This is a genomic window from Enterobacter sp. MGH 33, assembly GCF_000534535.1.
Lineage (GTDB): Bacteria > Pseudomonadota > Gammaproteobacteria > Enterobacterales > Enterobacteriaceae > Enterobacter > Enterobacter hormaechei_C.
Genome location: NZ_KI973212.1, coordinates 1,529,805 through 1,549,043 on the forward strand (window position 1 = coordinate 1,529,805; position 19,239 = coordinate 1,549,043).

Annotated in this window: 18 protein-coding genes; 8 read left to right on the forward strand and 10 right to left on the reverse strand. The window is 59.6% G+C overall.

Annotation, left to right across the window (positions count from 1 at the left end; translation table 11 throughout):
- Positions 1 to 76: 76 nt before the first annotated feature.
- Positions 77 to 532, reverse strand: a complete 456-nt coding sequence (locus tag L379_RS16670) for a hypothetical protein (protein WP_032652902.1) — start codon at positions 530 to 532, stop codon at positions 77 to 79.
- 290 nt (positions 533 to 822) lie between these two features.
- Positions 823 to 1,704 (reverse strand): LysR family transcriptional regulator, encoded by an 882-nt coding sequence (locus L379_RS16665; RefSeq protein WP_003858850.1) that lies wholly within the window; start codon positions 1,702 to 1,704, stop codon positions 823 to 825.
- Between the two features lie 105 nt (positions 1,705 to 1,809).
- Here L379_RS16665 and budA point away from each other — a divergent pair, with 105 nt between their 5' ends.
- The 4 genes from budA to L379_RS16645 all read left to right on the forward strand — a co-directional run bounded on the left by budA (position 1,810) and on the right by L379_RS16645 (position 5,684).
- Positions 1,810 to 2,589, forward strand: coding sequence for an acetolactate decarboxylase (gene budA / locus L379_RS16660; RefSeq protein ID WP_026094386.1), 780 nt, complete (start codon positions 1,810 to 1,812; stop codon positions 2,587 to 2,589).
- Positions 2,561 to 4,282 carry an acetolactate synthase AlsS gene (alsS, locus tag L379_RS16655; protein WP_152818972.1) on the forward strand — a complete coding sequence of 574 codons (1,722 nt, stop codon included), beginning with the start codon at positions 2,561 to 2,563 and terminating at the stop codon, positions 4,280 to 4,282. Before budA ends, alsS begins: the two co-directional genes overlap by 29 nt.
- A gap of 20 nt (positions 4,283 to 4,302) precedes the next feature.
- Entirely contained in the window at positions 4,303 to 5,073 is a 771-nt protein-coding gene (locus L379_RS16650; protein WP_003858846.1) for a (S)-acetoin forming diacetyl reductase, read from the forward strand.
- A 137-nt stretch (positions 5,074 to 5,210) separates the two neighbouring features.
- Entirely contained in the window at positions 5,211 to 5,684 is a 474-nt protein-coding gene (locus L379_RS16645) for a cold-shock protein (RefSeq protein ID WP_015571193.1), read from the forward strand.
- A 69-nt stretch (positions 5,685 to 5,753) separates the two neighbouring features.
- Here the strand turns inward: L379_RS16645 and L379_RS16640 are convergent, their stop codons facing one another.
- The 5 genes from L379_RS16640 to L379_RS16620 form a co-directional block, all read right to left on the reverse strand.
- On the reverse strand, positions 5,754 to 6,458 hold the full coding sequence (locus tag L379_RS16640) for an ABC transporter ATP-binding protein (RefSeq protein ID WP_032652904.1): 705 nt from the start codon (positions 6,456 to 6,458) through the stop codon (positions 5,754 to 5,756).
- The gene (locus L379_RS16635; RefSeq protein ID WP_032652905.1) at positions 6,445 to 7,281 is read right to left on the reverse strand and encodes an ABC transporter ATP-binding protein; all 837 of its coding nucleotides are present in this window, start codon (positions 7,279 to 7,281) and stop codon (positions 6,445 to 6,447) included. The genes L379_RS16640 and L379_RS16635 overlap by 14 nt, the downstream gene beginning before the upstream one ends.
- Positions 7,274 to 8,107: an ABC transporter permease gene (locus tag L379_RS16630; RefSeq protein ID WP_015571190.1), complete on the reverse strand. Its 834-nt coding sequence runs from the start codon at positions 8,105 to 8,107 to the stop codon at positions 7,274 to 7,276. The genes L379_RS16635 and L379_RS16630 overlap by 8 nt, the downstream gene beginning before the upstream one ends.
- Positions 8,107 to 9,120 (reverse strand): ABC transporter permease, encoded by a 1,014-nt coding sequence (locus L379_RS16625; RefSeq protein WP_032652907.1) that lies wholly within the window; start codon positions 9,118 to 9,120, stop codon positions 8,107 to 8,109. The genes L379_RS16630 and L379_RS16625 overlap by 1 nt, the downstream gene beginning before the upstream one ends.
- 98 nt (positions 9,121 to 9,218) lie before the next feature.
- Positions 9,219 to 10,787 carry an ABC transporter substrate-binding protein gene (locus tag L379_RS16620; protein ID WP_032652909.1) on the reverse strand — a complete coding sequence of 523 codons (1,569 nt, stop codon included), beginning with the start codon at positions 10,785 to 10,787 and terminating at the stop codon, positions 9,219 to 9,221.
- A gap of 200 nt (positions 10,788 to 10,987) precedes the next feature.
- Here L379_RS16620 and L379_RS16615 point away from each other — a divergent pair, with 200 nt between their 5' ends.
- A complete protein-coding gene (locus L379_RS16615) occupies positions 10,988 to 11,686 on the forward strand; it encodes a GNAT family N-acetyltransferase (protein ID WP_032103078.1) in 699 nt (232 codons plus the stop codon).
- A gap of 93 nt (positions 11,687 to 11,779) precedes the next feature.
- Here the strand turns inward: L379_RS16615 and betA are convergent, their stop codons facing one another.
- Genes betA through betI form a run of 3 tightly spaced genes read right to left on the reverse strand, consistent with a single transcriptional unit; the run spans position 11,780 to position 15,531 of the window.
- Positions 11,780 to 13,444 carry a choline dehydrogenase gene (betA, locus tag L379_RS16610; protein ID WP_023296081.1) on the reverse strand — a complete coding sequence of 555 codons (1,665 nt, stop codon included), beginning with the start codon at positions 13,442 to 13,444 and terminating at the stop codon, positions 11,780 to 11,782.
- 13 nt (positions 13,445 to 13,457) lie between these two features.
- Positions 13,458 to 14,930: a betaine-aldehyde dehydrogenase gene (gene betB / locus L379_RS16605; RefSeq protein WP_017694352.1), complete on the reverse strand. Its 1,473-nt coding sequence runs from the start codon at positions 14,928 to 14,930 to the stop codon at positions 13,458 to 13,460.
- A gap of 13 nt (positions 14,931 to 14,943) precedes the next feature.
- Entirely contained in the window at positions 14,944 to 15,531 is a 588-nt protein-coding gene (gene betI, locus L379_RS16600) for a transcriptional regulator BetI (protein WP_017382531.1), read from the reverse strand.
- A gap of 128 nt (positions 15,532 to 15,659) precedes the next feature.
- On the opposite strand from betI, the gene betT reads away from it, so the two are divergent.
- The 3 genes from betT (at position 15,660) to L379_RS16585 (ending at position 19,239) form a co-directional block, all read left to right on the forward strand.
- The gene (gene betT / locus L379_RS16595) at positions 15,660 to 17,693 is read left to right on the forward strand and encodes a choline BCCT transporter BetT (RefSeq protein ID WP_032652911.1); all 2,034 of its coding nucleotides are present in this window, start codon (positions 15,660 to 15,662) and stop codon (positions 17,691 to 17,693) included.
- A gap of 138 nt (positions 17,694 to 17,831) precedes the next feature.
- Complete coding sequence (gene nadS / locus L379_RS16590; RefSeq protein WP_032652913.1) at positions 17,832 to 18,116, forward strand: NadS family protein; 285 nt, start codon at positions 17,832 to 17,834, stop codon at positions 18,114 to 18,116.
- A 211-nt stretch (positions 18,117 to 18,327) separates the two neighbouring features.
- Positions 18,328 to 19,239, forward strand: a complete 912-nt coding sequence (locus L379_RS16585; protein WP_032652915.1) for a metal ABC transporter substrate-binding protein — start codon at positions 18,328 to 18,330, stop codon at positions 19,237 to 19,239.

Below are 19,239 nucleotides of genomic sequence, written 5' to 3' on the forward strand. Positions count from 1 at the left end.
CAATGAAATATTGCATTTTCTAAAGGCCGAAATCCCGCTTATCACCCAGCAGTATTCCAGCCTCCCATCACCCGCCTCAGTGCGCCGTTATATAAGGCTCCTTCACAAACTCCGCCAGCAGCCAGACCATATCATGCAGCAGCCCGGTGAGTTCTTTCGCCACGCTCACAGGCAACGTCCCGCCCATCACCGCCAGCGTTAACGCCATGGCATAGTCCACCTGCAACGCCGTATCCTGCCAGCAGTCCGGTACGCAGGAGGCGTTCTTTTCTCCTGCGATCAGCTGTTCAACCAGATACGAAGGCAGTTCGGCATCGCAGCATTCCCGCAGCCGCTTCAGCGCTGCCAGCAGTTGCTTACAGAGCGTGGAAAATGTCACCGCATCGTCCGTTTCCACCAGTACGCTCACGTACGCCGCACAGGTGCCAGCCAGTTCAAAGAGATCCGCAGAATCGGGAAGTTGCAGGTGAAGAAGGTGATGAACAGCGCTTTCTTCAGCGTGTACGTATGAAAATCCAGGGGTAGTCGCCATTTAGCATCCTCGTTGTCCAAAAAAAATGTCATGTCATGCTAACGGGTTCCTACGCCCGGTTACGGATGTGCCGCAACGCAGGCACTTTACGACCGCGGAGAAGGGATGAAAAGGGATGCCCCTGAATTACATAAGGTTGCTTAAAAGTTTGCGAGGCGGCTTCCAAAGGGCATTGCCGGGTGGCGGCTGCGCCTTACCCGGCCTACAAAACCGCCAACCAGCCAACCTATCCGCGACACGAACCGTAGGCCCGCGCAAGCGCAGCGCCGCCGGGCACAGCCACACCGTAGCTACCCCTCGCTCATCATCGCCAGAAACCGCTTCACCGTCCGCGAACGCTCAAAACGCCGCCAGCAGAGCGCGATATCGGTATAAAGCTCCGGTGAGCGCAGCGCATGGTAGGTGACATTCGGCGGAGAAATAGCGGCCATGGATTTCGGCACCAGCGCGAACCCGCCGCCAGCGGAGACCATGCTCAGGGAAGAGGAAAGTTGTGAGGATTGCAGCGTGTGTTGCATATCGATCCCGGCCCGCTCGCAGCTGCCGTAAACGCGGTCATACAGCCCCGGTGCTACCTCCTGGGGGAACAGCACCACCGGCGTATCCCGCAGCTCATCCAGCGCCAGATCGCCACATGCCGCCAGAGGATGATCGCGATGCAGCGCCACCACCATCGGCTCCCGATCGAGGATTTTTAATTCGAACACCTTACTGCTTTCGCACGGCAGGCGCACAAAGGCGATATCCAGCTCACCCTCCGCCAGCATCGTCGTCAGCGACGACATATTGGCTTCCACCTGGTGAACCTGCACAGCCATGTTCTGCACCTGAAACTGGCGAATCAGGGCGAAGATTTTGGGATGAAAAGCATCTGAACTGGTGATGCCAATCGACAGGCTGCCGTTCAGCCCGCGCGCGATGCCCCGGGCTTTCTCCAGCGCGGCATCGCTCAGCGCCAGGATCTTACAGGCGTCCTCATAGAAGGCCTCTCCCGCTTCGGTCAGCTCCACGCCCCGCGTCAGGCGCCTGAACAGCGGCGTGCCCACTTCCTCTTCGAGCCGTTTGATCTGCTGACTCAGAGGAGGCTGTGAAATACCCAGCGCTTTGGCCGCCCTGGTGAAGTGTCGCTCGCGTGCTACCGCGACAAAATAGCGCAGATAACGAAGTTCCATATCAAAAACGTCTCAAACCAGCATGGATTCTATATTGGAACTCTCTGCTGAATCGGGTCAACATTTATTTAACCTTTATAAATAAAGTTGAAGAGGACGGGCATGATGATGCATTCATCTGCATGCGACTGTGAGGCGAGTTTATGCGAGACCCTGCGTGGGTTCTCGGCTCAGCATCCTGACAGCGTGATCTATCAGACATCGCTAATGAGCGCCCTGCTAAGCGGCGTCTACGAAGGGGAGACGACCATCGCCGACCTGCTGGCACACGGTGATTTTGGTCTCGGTACCTTTAACGAGCTGGACGGTGAAATGATTGCCTTCAGCAGCCAGGTGTACCAGCTGCGCGCCGACGGCAGCGCCCGCGCCGCGAAGCCGGAGCAAAAAACGCCGTTCGCGGTGATGACCTGGTTCCAGCCGCAGTACCGCAAGGCCTTCGACGGGCCGGTCAGCCGTCAGCAGATCCACGACGTGATCGACAAGCAAATCCCCTCCGATAACCTGTTCTGCGCGCTGCGCATCGACGGCAATTTCCGCCACGCGCACACCCGCACCGTACCGCGCCAGACACCGCCGTACCGGGCGATGACCGACGTGCTGGATGACCAGCCGGTGTTCCGCTTTAACCAGCGCGAGGGCGTACTGGTCGGGTTCCGCACCCCGCAGCATATGCAGGGCATTAACGTGGCGGGCTATCACGAACACTTTATCACCGACGACCGTCAGGGCGGGGGCCACCTGCTCGACTATCAGCTGGAGAACGGCGTGCTCACCTTCGGCGAAATCCACAAGCTGATGATTGACCTGCCCGCCGACAGCGCGTTTTTACAGGCCAACCTGCACCCCAGCAACCTTGATGCGGCTATCCGCGCCGTCGAAAACTAACAGGAGAACTACCGTGAACAGTGAGAAACAGTCACGTCAGTGGGCGCACGGCGCCGATATGGTTGTCGGCCAGCTGGAAGCGCAGGGTGTGAAGCAGGTGTTCGGCATACCGGGCGCAAAAATCGACAAGGTCTTTGACTCCCTGCTGGACTCCTCCATCGAGATTATCCCGGTGCGTCACGAGGCGAACGCGGCGTTTATGGCGGCAGCGGTAGGGCGGCTAACCGGTAAGGCCGGGGTCGCGCTGGTCACCTCCGGGCCGGGCTGCTCCAACCTGATCACCGGCATCGCCACCGCCAACAGCGAAGGTGACCCGGTGGTGGCGCTGGGCGGGGCGGTGAAGCGGGCAGATAAAGCGAAACTGGTGCACCAGAGCATGGATACCGTCGCCATGTTCAGCCCGGTCACCAAATACGCCGTCGAAGTTAATTCACCGGACGCGATTGCCGAGGTGGTGTCGAACGCGTTTCGCGCTGCCGAGCAGGGCAGGCCGGGCGGGGCGTTTGTCAGCCTGCCGCAGGATATTGTCGACCAGCCCACCACGGGGGCGATTTTACCCGCCAGCACCGCGGCGCTGATGGGCCCGGCGCCGGAGTCAGCCATCAACGACGTGGCGAAGCTTATCGCGAAGGCCAAAAACCCGGTCATCTTACTCGGCCTTATGGCCAGCCAGCCCGCCAACAGCGCCGCGCTGCATAAGCTGCTGGAGAGAAGCCGTATTCCGGTCACCAGCACCTATCAGGCCGCCGGGGCGGTGAATCAGGAACACTTCACCCGCTTCGCCGGACGCGTCGGCCTCTTTAACAACCAGGCGGGCGACCGGCTGCTGCATCTGGCGGACCTGATTATCTGCATCGGCTACAGCCCGGTGGAGTACGAGCCGTCCATGTGGAACAGCGGCGACGCCACGCTGGTGCACATTGACGTGCTGCCCGCTTATGAGGAGCGCAAGTATGTTCCCGATCTGGAACTGGTCGGGGATATTGCCGCCACGCTGAATCTGCTTGCCAGTCGAATCGAGCACAAACTTGAACTCAGCCAGCGCGCCTCGGAAATTCTTGTCGATCGCCAGCATCAGCGGGACCTCCTCGACCGTCGCGGCGCATCGCTTAACCAGTTTGCCCTGCATCCGCTGCGCATTGTGCGCGCCATGCAGGACATCGTGAATAACGACGTAACGCTCACCGTCGACATGGGCAGCTTCCACATCTGGATCGCCCGCTACCTCTACAGCTTCCGGGCGCGTCAGGTGATGATCTCCAACGGTCAGCAGACCATGGGCGTGGCGCTGCCGTGGGCGATTGGCGCGTGGCTGGTCAACCCGGGGCGCAAGGTGGTCTCGGTCTCCGGGGACGGCGGCTTTTTGCAGTCGAGCATGGAGCTGGAAACCGCCGTACGCCTGAACGCCAACGTGCTGCACATCATCTGGGTGGATAACGCCTACAACATGGTGGCCATCCAGGAAGAGAAAAAATACCAGAGGCTTTCCGGCGTCGAGTTCGGCCCGGTCGATTTCAAAGCCTATGCCGACGCGTTCGGTGCGAAAGGCTTTGCCGTCGAGAGCGCGGACGCGCTTGAGCCGACGCTGCGTGCGGCAATGGATGTCGATGGCCCGGCCGTGGTGGCCATTCCCGTCGACTACAGCGATAACCCGCTGCTGATGGGCCAGCTCCATCTCAGCCAGATTTTGTGAATCAATATAAGGACAGAGAAATGCAAAAAGTGGCTCTCGTAACCGGCTCCGGTCAGGGGATTGGCAAAGCGATCGCGCTTCGCCTGGTGAAGGATGGTTTTGCCGTTGCTATTGCGGATTACAACGAAGAGACGGCGAAAGCGGTCGCGGATGAGATCACCCGTAACGGCGGGAAGGCCGTCGCCGTGAAGGTGGACGTCTCTGACCGCGAGCAGGTGTTCGCGGCGGTGGAAAAAGCCCGCACCGCGCTGGGCGGTTTTAACGTCATCGTCAATAACGCCGGGGTGGCGCCGTCCACGCCCATCGAATCCATCACGCCGGAGATTGTCGACAAGGTCTACAACATCAACGTGAAAGGGGTGATCTGGGGCATTCAGGCCGCGATTGACGCGTTTCGTAAAGAGGGGCACGGCGGCAAAATTATCAACGCCTGCTCTCAGGCGGGCCACACCGGCAACCCGGAGCTGGCGGTCTACAGCTCCAGCAAGTTCGCGGTGCGTGGCTTAACCCAGACCGCCGCGCGGGATCTCGCGCCGCTGGGGATCACTGTTAACGCCTACTGCCCGGGGATCGTCAAAACGCCGATGTGGGCGGAAATCGACCGTCAGGTCTCCGAGGCGGCGGGTAAACCGCTTGGCTACGGGACGGAAACCTTTGCCAAACGCATCACGCTTGGCCGTTTGTCCGAACCGGAAGACGTGGCCGCCTGCGTCTCTTACCTCGCCGGGCCGGATTCCGACTACATGACCGGTCAGTCGCTGCTGATTGATGGTGGGATGGTGTTCAACTAAATACACAATACCAAAAAGCTCTGACATGAACTTTCCCCTGCTCCCGTGCAGGGGCTTTTTTTTGTCTCGTCAGCCATTGTGCATTACACTGCGCGCTGCAAAACTTTAGTCTTGAGATCTGACAGGCGGTAACAGCGATGAACGGTACAATCACAACGTGGTTTAAAGATAAAGGCTTTGGATTTATCAAAGATGAAAACGGCGACAACCGCTATTTTCATGTGATTAAGGTCGCCAACCCTGATCTGATTAAGAAAGATGCGGCGGTGACCTTCGAGCCAACCACCAACAGCAAAGGCCTTTCCGCGTATGCGGTGAAGGTGATCCCGGAGAGTAAGCATCTTTATATTGCGGGCGAGCGCGTGAAGCTCACCTCAATTAAATCCTTCGTGGTGTTCAGCGAGGAAGAGCCCGTTGAGACCAAAATCGACAAAGAGAATGCGGTGCTGTCGGTGGGGCTGCTGATGAACAGCATCAAACCCAAAACCGAGAAAAAGCCGGGCGAAATGCGCACGGTGAAGAAGCTGGCGATCACTACCTTCCAGAACACGACGCTGATCTTCACTGAAGATGAGATCGACATCGATGCCACGGTGAAGCTGCTGAAGTAACGTTTTGCCGGGTGGCGGCTACGCCTTACCCGGCCTACGAAATGCGTGCGGCACTCGCCGCCGCACGGTTTACCCCATCCTGTGCTCCCCCCGCAACATTGCTTCACGGTCAAATACCCGCTGGATCTTCCCGTGCGCCATAAATGCCGCCCGGTCGGACATATGCGCAATCACGTCCGCATCGTGGCTCACCAGCAGGTAGGTCATGCCGTGCTGCGCCTTCAGGCGGTTGAGCAGGTTCAGGATCTCCGCCTGTACCGACATATCCAGCGCCGAGGTCGGTTCATCCAGCAGCAGAAGCTGCGGGCGCAGCAGCAGCGCGCGGGCAATGGCCACGCGCTGACGCTGTCCGCCGGAAAGCTGATGCGGGTAACGCCTGCTGGCGTCGGCAGCCAGACCCACCTGTTGCAGCGCATCCGCCACCTTTTCGGCAACCTGGGGTTCGCCGTGGATGTTTAACGGCTCCGACAGGGTGCGGGCAATGGTGTGGTTCGGGTGCAAAGACGCCCACGGATCCTGGAACACCATCTGCACGTTACGTCGAAGCGCGCCTTCAAAACGTCGTCCTGGCCGTAAATTTTCCCCGAGGACGGAAATGTGGCCATTCCACTCGCGCAGCAGCCCCGCCAGCACGCGCAGAATAGTCGATTTGCCGCAGCCGGATTCACCGATCAGGCTGAAGGTTTCGCCTTTTTCGATCGCAAAACTGGCGGCGGAAACCGCCGTTTTTTCACCAAAACTCACCCGGAGCTGGTTAACCTCAACGAGTGCCATTGTCGGCCTCCTTCCACGGTTGCGAACGGTCGAGCGTCGGCAGCATCTGGCCAAACGTCCCGGCGTTCGGGCGGCAGGTCCAGAGCGTGCGCGTGTAAGGATGGGTTGCCTGCGGCAACTGGCTCGCCGCCATTTCATCAACTTTCTCACCCTGATACATCACCAGCACGCGGTCACAGTGTTCCGCGACGAGCGGCAAATCGTGGCTGATTAACAGCATCGCCATCTGCCGCGCCTCGCACTGCTGTACCAGCAGCTCCAGGATCTGGTTGCGCAGGCGTGCGTCCAGCGCGGAAGTCGGTTCGTCGGCGATCAGCACCTGCGGGTTGTTGACGAGCGCAATGGCGATCATCACGCGCTGGCCCATGCCGCCGGAGAGTTCGCTGGGATAGCGCTGGAGCACGTGCTCGTTCAGCCCCACGGCGCGGATGATATCGTGAATGCGCGCCAGGCGTTCGGCGCGGGGCAGGCGCTGATGGAGGGTCAGCGCCTCATCAAGCTGGGCGGCGACGGTTTTCACCGGGTTTAGCGCGTAGCGCGGGTCCTGTAGAACCATCGCAATGCCGTTGCCGCGCAGCGCCTGCCAGCGGCGGCTGTTCAGGGTCAGCAGGTCGTTGCCAAGCACGTTAAGCCGCTTAGCGCTCACGATGCCGGGCTTGCGCACCAGCCCCAGCAGGGCGCGGGCAGACATGGACTTGCCGGAGCCGGATTCTCCCACCAGCGCCAGCCGCTCGTTGCCTAACGTAAAGCTCAGGTTGTTGACCACGCGCGCGGCGGGGTAGTCGATATTTAGCGCATCGACAATGACGCGGTGTTCAGTCATGCTGTGGCTCCAGTACGTCGCGCAGGCCATCGCCCAGCAGGTTAAAGGCCAGGCTGGCAAACAGAATCGCCCCACCTGGAATGGCGGCAATCCACCACTGGTCAAAAATGACCTGCATGCCGTCGGCTATCATCGCGCCCCATTCCGCCATCGGTGGACGTGCGCCCAGGCCAAGGAAGCCCAGCCCGGCGGCGGCCAGAATGATCCCGGCCAGATCCAGCGCCAGCCGTACAATCGCGGAGGGCAGGCACAGGGGCAGAATATGGCCGACCAGCAGGCGCGGGCCGCGAATGCCCATCATCTCCGCGGCGGCCAGATAATCGCTGTGGCGCAGACGCTGGATTTCACTGCGCGCCTGGCGCGCATAGGCAGGCCAGGTCGTTAAGGCCAGCGCCAGCGCGCCGTTCACCAGACCGGGGCCGAGCATCGCGACAAACGCGAAGGCGAGGATCAGGCGCGGCATCGACATCACCACGTCGGTAAAGCGCATCAGGATGCGCTCCATCCAGCCGCCGTAGTAGCCTGACAAAATCCCAACCAGCAGACCGGCGGGGAGGGTAATAACGGTGACTAAGGCCACCAGCCCCAGTGCCGGACGGGTGCCGTAGATTAATCGGGAGAGCAGATCCCGCCCATAGCTATCGGTACCCAGCCAGTGCTGCGCGTTGGGCGGTTGCAGACGCGCGGCGGCGTCCTGCCAGTTGGGGTCATGCGGCGCAAGCCACGGTGCGAACAGGGCAATAAGCACCAGCAGCGCGATGGCGATCAGCCCGCAAAACGCGGCAGGGGAGCGGCGCAGGCGGCGTAAGAAGAGATAAAACGGCATTAGCGCACCCTGGGATCGGTCGCCCGCACAAGCAGGTCGGTAAGGTTATTGATCAGAACAAAGCAGACGCCAATCAGCAGCGTGCCGCCCATCACGGCGGTGGTGTCACCGGCGAACAGGGCCGTGGTGAGGTAGCGCCCGATGCCCGGCCACGAGAAGACGGTTTCGGTTAATACCGCGCCCTCCAGCATGCTGGTGTAGGCCAGGGCAATCACCGTCAGCAGGGTACTCCGAATGTTCGGCAGCACGTGACGCAGCAGGATGGTCATCTCTCCAGCGCCCTTGGCGCGGGCGAGCAATATGTACTCTTTGTTCATCTCGCTCAGACAGGCGGAGCGCGTCAGGCGGGTGATACTTGCCAGCGAGTAGTAGGCCAGCAGCAGCACCGGCAGCACCAGGTGGCTGATGGCGTTGCGGAACGCCTCGCGGTCGCCGGAAAGCCAGGTATCAACCAGCGCAAATCCGGTTCGTGGCTCGACGGTGAATTGCCAGATGTCGTCCAGCCTGCCGGGGCCAGCGCTCCACTGTAGTTTCGCGTAGAACAGAGCCAGCATCAGCAGTCCGAGCCAGAATATTGGCACCGAATTGCCGAGCAGGGTGAGCGTTCTGATCGCTAAGTCCAGTGGCGAACCGGCGTAGCGGGCGCACAGTACACCCGCAATCACGCCGAGTACCGTGCCGATAATTAGCGCCAGCGTTGCCAGTTCCAGCGTGGCGGGAAAGGCGTGCAGCAGGTCCTGCAATACCGGCTGACCGGTAGCGCTGGCGGTGCCTAAATCCCCGTGAGCGAGGTTTTGCAGGTAGTGCAAGAACTGCACCGGCAGGGGCCGATCCAGCCCAAGCTGGTGGCGAACCTGATCGTAAGTGGACTGGCTGGCGTGATCGCCGACGATCTGCAATACGCGATCGACCGGGGAAAAGGCAGAGAGCGCAAACGTGACCAGCAGTAGCCCGAACAGCGTGAGCAGGAGAGTCAGCAGACCCTGAAGCACGCGGGTGGAAAGATGTGGCATGGGAAATCTCTTTATGCCGGGTGGCGGCTTCGCCTTACCCGGCCTACAAAAACCAGGAACGTAGGCCGGGTTAGCGCAGCGCCACCCGGCAACAAGGGCTACTTCGTAACGCGATCGTACCAGACCATATCCGCGTTCAGCCCCTGCTGATACCCCTTCACGTTATCGCGCACCACGATCTGGGTTTTGCCCTGGTCAACGAACACATACGGCGAGTTATGCTGTAACTGTTCCTGCATCTTCTTATACAGATCCAGACGTTTTGCCGGATCCGGCTCGGCAACCGCCGCCAGCGTAGCGTTGTTCAGCTCCGGAATTTTCCAGCCGTTAAGCCCGGCCACGGTGCTGGATTTCCCGTCATTCCATGCGAAGGCGCTGGCGTTGGAGTGTGCATCGAAGTAGTCCGGGATCCACAGACGTATGGCCGCCTGATGCTGTTTCGCACGCACGCGGGCGTACACCTGGCTACCCGCCGCGGGCAGCAGATCCACCTTCACGCCGCCCTGAGCGAAGCTCGCCTGCATGGATTGCGCGATGGTGATGAACGGCGGTTTATTCTCTACGTCCAGCGTGAAATGCGCGTCTTTGATGCCCGCCCTGGCGAGGATCGCTTTTGCTTTTGCCGGGTCAAACGTGAACGGATTGTCCTCCAGCGCGCCCGGCAGGCCGACCGGCAGGAAGCTCTGATGAACAAAATACTGGCCTTTCAGCAGGTCCTTGGTGATGCCTTCATAATCCACCAGCCAGCGCGAGGCTTCCCAGAACGCTGGATTATTCAGCAGCGGGTTAGCGCTGTTGCCGGTGTTAAACACCAGATAGTTTTGCTCGGCAGAAGGGATGCTAAGCACCCTCACGCCCGGCTTGCCGCTGAGGGCGCTTATCTGGTCTGCACCCAGATCGCGCGCCACGTCCGCATCACCCTGCTGGATCAGCAGGCGGCGGGAAGCGGGATCGGGGACGTTTTTAATGATGATGCTTTTAAGCTTCGGCGCGCCGCCGGGCGCGGATTCGTTGGCTTCCAGCACGATGGCCTGATGCGGCTGGTAAACGCGCATTTTGAACGCGCCGCTGCCCGCAGAGTGCATTTTTAACCACGCGTTGCCGAAGTCGTTATCCTTCACGTTCGCCGCAACCTGCTTTTCATCGACGATGGAGGCAATCGGCGTGGAGAGTATATTCAGCGCTACCGACGGGCTGACGTCCGCCGTCCAGCGAAGCGTGAGGGTATGGTCGTCCACTTTCTTCAGCTGGCTGGCGATGTTGCTGGCGTCCCAGCCCAGTACGTTGAGGATAAACGCCGGGGATTTGTTCAGCGTCACGGCGCGGGTATATGAGAAGATCACATCTTCCGGGCGCAGCAGGTTCCCGGAGGCAAATTTTGCATCGGGCTTAAGTTTGATGGTCAGGGTTTTTGCTGCCGCGTCCGCTTCCCAGCTTTCGGCCAGAACCGGGGTGATTTTTTCCGGGTTATCGCGGTCCGGCTGTACCAGACGCTGATACAAACTCGGTACGGTCTGGATGCTGGAAAGTTCGTTGGCTTCGGCCGGGTCAAGGCTCACGATATCATCCAGACCCTGGGCGACAACCAGCGTGTTGGGCGGGGTAGCGGCGTGAGCAGCGCTTGAGAGCGCAGCCAGCACCAGTAAAGGCAGCAGTTTTTTATTCATAGCGATCCCTGAAGAAAATATATTGTGATTGTTTTATGCACCGTTACGGTAGGCTGGCTGAGGATTTCCTCAAAGTCGAAATTCTGCTTTGCTTATGCCCTCCGGGAATAACGCATTCGGTCTGGTTATGAGTCACCTCTCTTTTCGTTCGCTTTTTAACCTGCTATAACAAACTCCTTACCTTTCAGGGAGTCACCGCCGTGCCCGAAATCAATCAACATGGTCAAACCGTTAATGATATTGTCCCGGACTGGAAATGCGCCCGCGCGTTAACCCGTACCCTGCTCACCGGGCAGTATTGCCGCCTGGAGCCGCTGGATGCTGACCGCCATTCGGCTGATTTGTTTGAAGCCTATGCGCTGGGTGACGACAGCGACTGGACGTGGCTTGCCAGCACCCAGCCTGTGAGCGTTGAGGCCACTGCGCACTGGGTGTTGGGAAAGGTGCTGGATGACGACCTGGTGCCCTTTGCCGTTATCGATCTGCGCACCGAAAAGGCGGTAGGGCTGGTCAGCTATATGGCGATAGAACGCTTTCAGGGCTCGGTTGAGATCGGCCACGTCACCTGGTCGCGCAGAATGAAGGGCACCCGCGTGGGTACCGAAGCGGTGTGGCTGCTGCTGAAAAATGCCTTTGAGCATCAATATCGCCGGCTGGAGTGGAAGTGCGATTCGATGAACATCGCCTCACGCAACGCGGCGGAGCGGCTGGGGTTTGTCTGGGAAGGGCGCCTGCGCCAGAAGCTGGTGCGTAAAGGACGCAACCGCGACAGCGATATGCTTTCGATTATTGACGGCGAATGGCCGCAGCGCGATGCAGAGCTGCGCGCCTGGCTGGCGGCGGAGAATTTTGACGGGGAAGGACGGCAGGTTAAGCGGCTTGAAGCATTTCGGCAATAATTTCCCCTCACCCTAACCCTCTCCCAGAGGGAGAGGGGACGATGACACCCTCTCCCTTTAGTAGAGGGCCGGGGTGAGGGGAGAAGTTCGCACTCAGCGGCGAACCGGCGCCCCATCCGCCACATAATACGCCGCCGTGCTCTTCGCCAGCGGCTCGCGCCCGCGAATGGCGTCGGCAATCTTTTCGCCAATCATGATGGTGGTGGCGTTCAGGTTGCCGGTGATAATCTGCGGCATAATCGACGCATCCACTACGCGTAACCCTTCCAGCCCGTGAACCCGGCCTTCGCCGTCGACCACCGCCATTTCGTCGTAGCCCATCTTGCAGGTGCCGCACGGGTGGAAGGCGGTTTCAGCGTGGTTGCGCACGAACTCGTCCAGCTGTTCGTCGGTCTGGCATTCCACGCCCGGGCTGATTTCACGACCGCGATACTTGTCCAGCGCAGGCTGGTGCATGATCTCGCGGGTGATGCGGATCGCGTCGCGGAACTCCTGCCAGTCCTGCTCGTGGGACATGTAGTTGAACAGGATCGCCGGATGCTGGTGCGGATCGCGCGACTTGATGCGCACGTGGCCGCGGCTCGGCGAGCGCATGGAGCCAACGTGGCACTGGAAGCCATGTTCTTTCACCGCGTTCGAGCCGTTGTAGTTAATCGCCACCGGCAGGAAGTGATACTGAATGTTTGGCCACTCGAACTCCTCGCGGCTGCGGATAAACCCGCCCGCTTCGAAGTGGTTGCTCGCGCCCACGCCTGTGCCGCCAAACAGCCACTCCGCGCCAATCTTCGGCTGGTTCCACCATTGCAGGGCAGGGTAGAGGGAGACCGGCTCCTTACATTCATACTGAAGGTACATCTCCAGGTGATCCTGCAAGTTTTCACCCACCCCGGGTAAATCATGTACCAGCGGGATATCAAACTGCTTCAGCAGTTCAGCGTTGCCCACGCCGGAGCGCTGGAGGATCTGCGGAGACGCGATGGCGCCCGCGCACAGCAGCACCTCTTTCTTCGCCGTCGCTTTTGACGGAATGGTGCTTTCGCCTTCCAGCCACTCGACGCCCACCGCGCGCTTGCCGTCAAAGATAATGTGATCGGTCATGGCGTGGGTGCGGATGGTCAGATTCGGGCGCGGTTTGGCCTGGTCCAGATAGCCGCGCGCGGTGCTGGCGCGTCGGCCCTGCGGCGTGACCGTACGGTCCATCGGGCCAAAGCCTTCCTGCTGATAGCCGTTAAGGTCGTCGGTGCGCGGGTAGCCCGCCTGCACGCCCGCCTCTACCATCGCTTCAAACAGCGGGTTCACGCCCGGCTTAGAGGTGGTGACGCTCACCGGACCGTCGCCGCCGTGGTAGTCGTTCGGCCCCACGTCGCGGGTCTCTGCCTTGCGGTAGTAGGGCAGGCAGTTGAGGTAGCTCCAGTGCTCCAGACCCGATTGTTTCGCCCAGTTGTCCAGATCCATCGCGTTACCGCGCACGTAGCACATGCCGTTGATCAGCGACGAGCCGCCCAGCCCTTTACCCCGTCCGCATTCCATGCGGCGATTGTTCATGAAAGGCTCAGGCTCGGTTTCATACGCCCAGTTGTAGCGCTTGCCCTGCAACGGGAAGGCCAGCGCGGCAGGCATCTGGGTGCGGAAGTCAAAGCGGTAGTCCGGCCCGCCCGCCTCAAGCAGCAGGACGGTGGTGTTCGGATCTTCAGTCAGTCGTGTTGCCAGTACGTTGCCGGCAGAGCCGGCTCCGATAATGATGTAGTCAAATTGCAAATAAACCTCCCGGTTAAAATATGGACTGGAATTTACCCATCTCAACCTGGATGGACTTCACCTGGGTGTAACTCTGAAGCGTCATGACGCCGTTCTCACGGCCAATGCCGGAGTGTTTGTAGCCGCCAACCGGCATCTCTGCGGCGGATTCACCCCAGGTGTTGATCCAGCAGATGCCCGCTTCGAGCTGATGAATAGCGCCGTGGGCGCGGTTCAGATCGGCGGTGACGATGCCCGCCGCCAGACCGTAGTCGGTATCATTGGCGCGGCGAATGGCCTCTTCGTCAGTGTCATAGGTAAGAATGGACATCACCGGGCCGAAGATCTCTTCGCGCACGATGGTCATTTCGTCGGTGCAGTCGGTGAACACGGTCGGGGCCACCCACGCGCCGTTGTCAAAGCCGTCACCCTTCAGCACGTCGCCGCCGCACAGCACGCGCGCGCCTTCCTCTTTGCCTTTGGCGATGTAGCGCAGCACGCTGTCGCGGTGCGGGAAGCTGACCATCGGGCCAAAGTTGGTGTTTTCATCGAACAGGTCGCCCGCGCGGATGCGGCCCACGCGCTCAACGATTTTTTGCTCAAACGCGGCTTTGACCTTCGCGGGCACGAACACGCGGGTGCCGTTGGTGCACACCTGACCGGAGCTGAAGAAGTTCGCCATCATGGCGATATCTGCCGCGAGATCCAGATCCGCGTCGTCAAACACTATCAGCGGAGATTTACCGCCCAGCTCCATCGTCACCTCTTTCAGGGACGAGGCCGCCGAGTTCGCCATCACCTTTTTGCCGCTGGCCACGCCACCGGTGAAGGAGACTTTGGCGATGCCCGGATGCTCGGTCAGGAACTGGCCGGTCTCTGCGCCCACGCCCGGCAGGACGTTAAACACGCCGTCCGGCACGCCTGCTTCGGTGTAGATCTCCGCCAGTTTCAGGGCGGTAAGCGGAGTCACTTCGCTCGGCTTGAAGATCATCGCGTTGCCCGCCGCCAGCGCCGGGGCCGATTTCCACAGGGCGATCTGGATCGGGTAGTTCCACGCGCCGATGCCCGCCACCACGCCCAGCGGCTCGCGGCGGGTGTAGACGAACGAGGTGTCGCGCAGCGGGATCTGGCTGCCTTCCAGCGCGGGGATCAGCCCCGCGTAGTACTCCAGCACGTCCGCGCCGGTAACGATGTCGACGGTCGAGGTTTCGGAATACGCTTTACCGGTGTCGAGGGTTTCCAGCGTTGCCAGCTCGTCGTTGCGCTCGCGCAGGATATCGACGGCGCGGCGCAAAATGCGCGAGCGCTCCATGGCGGTCATCGCCGCCCAGATCTTCTGCCCGCGCTGTGCGCTTTCCACGGCGCGGTCCACGTCTTCGCGCCCGGCGGCCTGCACGGTTGCCAGAACTTCACCGTTCGCCGGGTTGATGGTCTCGAAGGTGCGACCGCTGGTGGCCGATGTGTAACCACCATTGATATAAAGCTGCTGTTCTGCCATTCGGGACATAAATTCTCCTCGGTTAATCGGTCGGTAAATGCTGGCTGATAAAGTGGCTGGTGAGCGACTGGGCCAGGGTTTTATCCAGCGGTTTGCCGCTGAGCGCAGCGCGCAGCCATAGCCCGTCAATCAGTGCGGCAAGCCCGTAGCCCGCCTCTTCAGCCTGTTCACGCGGCAGCTCGCGGCGGAACTCGTACACCAGGTTTGAGAGCAATCGGCGGCTGCTGACCTGCTGCAAACGGTAGAGCATCGGCTGATGCATGCTGCTGGCCCAGAAGGCCAGCCAGGCCTTCATCGCCGCGCCGCTGATCTGGGTTTCATCAAAATTGCCGCCGACAATCGCCTGCAATCGCTGCTCTGCGCTGCCGTCCGGCAGGGCGCGTAAACGGCTTAATACCGCGTCGCGCAGCTGACCGGTGATGTCACGCATGGTCGCTTCCAGCAGACCGTTTTTATCTTTGAAATAGTGGCTGATGATCCCCGTGGATACGCCCGCCCGACGGGCGATTTGCGCGATGGTTGCGTCATGCATTCCCACTTCATTAATTGCTTCCAGCGTGGCATCGATTAGCTGCCTGCGCCGGATCGGCTGCATCCCCACTTTGGGCATTTTTGCCACTCCATTCATCAGCGTTGGTTAACTATTAAAGCGGTTTTTGATTGGACGTTCAATATAAAATGTGTCTTAATTGTTGCGGATTTGGATTTCAATAGTTACAAAAACAGTGGGGATACTGGATGACAGACCTTTCACAGGACAGAGAAAAAGACAAAATCAACCCGGTCGTTTTTTATACGTCCGCCGGGCTGATTTTGTTGTTTTCCCTGACGACCATTTTCTTTCGTGATTTTTCTGCCGAGTGGATTGGGCGCACCCTGAACTGGGTGTCGAAGACCTTCGGCTGGTACTATCTGCTGGCGGCGACGCTCTATATTGTCTTCGTGGTCTGCATTGCCTGCTCGCGCTTCGGTTCGGTGAAGCTCGGGCCAGAGCAGTCTAAGCCCGAATTCAGCCTGCTGAGCTGGGCCGCAATGCTGTTTGCCGCAGGCATCGGCATCGACCTGATGTTCTTCTCCGTGGCGGAACCGGTCACGCAGTATATGCAGCCGCCGGAAGGGGCAGGGCAGACGATGGAGGCCGCGCGCCAGGCGATGGTCTGGACGCTCTTCCACTACGGCCTGACGGGCTGGTCGATGTACGCCCTGATGGGCATGGCGCTTGGATACTTTAGCTATCGTTATAATTTGCCTCTCACTATCCGCTCCGCGCTGTACCCGATTTTCGGCAAAAAGATCAACGGCCCTATTGGGCACACGGTAGACATCGCGGCGGTAATCGGCACCATCTTTGGTATCGCGACAACGCTCGGAATTGGCGTAGTGCAGCTTAACTACGGGCTGAGCGTGCTGTTTGACATCCCGGATTCGATGGCGGCGAAGGCGGCGCTGATTGCGCTGTCGGTGATTATCGCCACCATCTCGGTGACCTCCGGCGTGGATAAAGGGATTCGCGTGCTCTCCGAGCTGAACGTCGCGCTGGCGCTGGGGCTGATCCTGTTCGTGCTGTTTATGGGCGACACCTCGTTCCTGCTCAATGCGTTAGTGCTGAACGTGGGTGACTACGTGAACCGCTTTATGGGAATGACGCTGAACAGCTTCGCCTTTGACCGTCCGACAGAGTGGATGAACAACTGGACGCTCTTCTTCTGGGCGTGGTGGGTGGCGTGGTCGCCGTTTGTCGGCCTGTTCCTGGCGCGTATTTCGCGTGGGCGCACCATCCGTCAGTTCGTGATGGGCACGCTGATCATCCCGTTCACCTTTACCCTGCTGTGGCTGTCGATTTTCGGCAACAGCGCGCTGCACGAGATCATCCACGGCAATGCGACTTTTGCCCAGGAAGCGATGGCGCACCCGGAGCGCGGCTTCTACAGCCTGCTGGCGCAGTATCCGGCGTTTACCTTTAGCGCGTCCGTAGCGACCATTACCGGCCTGCTGTTCTACGTCACCTCGGCGGACTCCGGCGCGCTGGTGCTGGGGAACTTCACCTCGAAGCTCAAGGACATTAACAGCGACGCGCCGAACTGGCTGCGCATCTTCTGGTCCGTCGCCATCGGCCTGCTGACGCTCGGCATGCTGATGACCAACGGTATCTCGGCGTTGCAGAACACCACGGTGATCATGGGCCTGCCGTTCAGCTTCGTGATCTTCTTCGTGATGGCCGGGCTGTATAAATCGCTTAAGGTGGAAGACTACCGCCGCGTCAGCGCCAGCCGCGACACCGCCCCGCGTCCGCTGGGCGCGCAGGACAGGCTGAGCTGGAAAAAACGTCTCTCGCGTCTGATGAACTACCCCGGCACGCGCTACACCAGCCAGATGATGGAGACGGTCTGTTTCCCTGCGATGGAAGAGGTGGCCCAGGAGCTGAAGCTGCGTGGCGCCTACGTGGAGCTGAAAAACCTGCCCCCGGAAGAGGGCGAAAATCTGGGGCACCTGGATCTGCTGGTGCACATGGGCGACGAGCAGAACTTTGTCTATCAGATCTGGCCACAGCAGTATTCGGTTCCCGGCTTTACCTACCGGGCGCGCAGCGGGAAGTCGACCTACTACCGGCTGGAGACCTTCCTGCTGGAAGGCAGCCAGGGGAACGATTTGATGGATTACAGCAAGGAGCAGGTGATCACGGACATTCTGGATCAGTATGAACGGCACCTGAACTTTATCCATCTGCACAGGGAAGCGCCGGGGAATAGCGTGATGTTCCCGGATGCCTAAAGTTTGATCTGAATAAAGTGCATGAAAGTTGAGGGGCCAGATTGTTATGAATCTGGCCCTGTACTTTTCGAATAGTGCTTATTATATCTTTTACTAGAGGTGTACTATGTACGCCTTTATGTTGTTCCGAGGTATAAAATGAGCATCTTTGATGAACTTAAAACTTCGCTTGAAGAGGCGGTTGAGATCCACAGCGGAAGGAAAGCAGCTTCCAGAATAACCCGCTATGAAGTTGCAGATGTTCGCGCAATCAGAGAACAGCTCAATATTACCCAATGCGAAATGGCGAAGGCGCTTGGCACGAGCGTTGACACGATAAAAAGCTGGGAGTCCAAACGTCGCAACCCAACCGGGCTGGCGGCGAAGGTACTTAACGTGATTCGGGAGAATCCTGCATTTTATAAGGCCCTTGCCGGGCAGTAGGCAGCCCTCTTGCCGGGTGGCGCTGCGCTTACCCGGCCTACAAAACTCCAAAACTGCTTTTCCGTAGGCCTGATAAGCGAAGCGCCATCAGGCACGCCCTTCATTGACACAACTTTAATGATAATTATTTTCATTTAAACATAGCCTGTGCTATACCTTATAGCACAGGCTAATTTTGCTTTGAATTTAATCACCTCAGGAGACTTCTGCGATGCATCCACGGCAAGGATTGAAGCGTCTGTTGCTCGGCGCGCTGCTCATGACCGCGACCACTACCGGCGCGCTGGCGGCTGAAAAGTTCCAGGTCATCACCACTTTTACCGTTATTGCTGATATGGCGAAAAACGTGGCGGGGGATGCCGCAGAGGTCACCTCCATCACCAAACCGGGCGCGGAAATTCACGAATACCAGCCCACCCCGGGCGATATCAAACGCGCGCAGAAGGCACAGCTGATCCTGGCGAACGGCATGAATCTGGAGCTGTGGTTCCAGCGCTTTTATCAGCATCTGAACGGCGTGCCGGAGGTGATTGTCACCAAAGGCATCACCCCGATGGGCATCAGCGAAGGGCCCTATAACGGCAAGCCCAATCCGCACGCGTGGATGTCGCCGGATAACGCCCTGATTTACGTCGATAACATCCGCGACGCGCTGGTGAAGTACGATCCGGCCAACGCACAGACCTATCAGCGCAATGCGGAAGCCTACAAGCAGAAGATCACCGCCACTCTCGAACCGCTGCGCAAGCAGGTCGCGGAGATACCTGAAGACAAACGCTGGATGGTAACCAGCGAAGGGGCGTTCTCCTATCTGGCGCGGGATTTGGGCCTGAAGGAGCTTTACCTGTGGCCGATCAACGCCGATCAGCAGGGCACGCCGCAGCAGGTGCGCAAGGTTATCGACATGGTGAAAAAACATCACATTCCGGCGGTGTTTAGCGAAAGTACGGTCTCTGATAAGCCCGCCCGTCAGGTGGCGCGGGAAACCGACACCCACTACGGCGGCGTGCTGTACGTCGACTCTCTGAGCGCGGAAAACGGCCCGGTGCCGACCTATATCGATCTGCTGAACGTCACCACCCGCACGCTGGTGCAGGGCATCCGTGACGGCATGAAGGAGTAA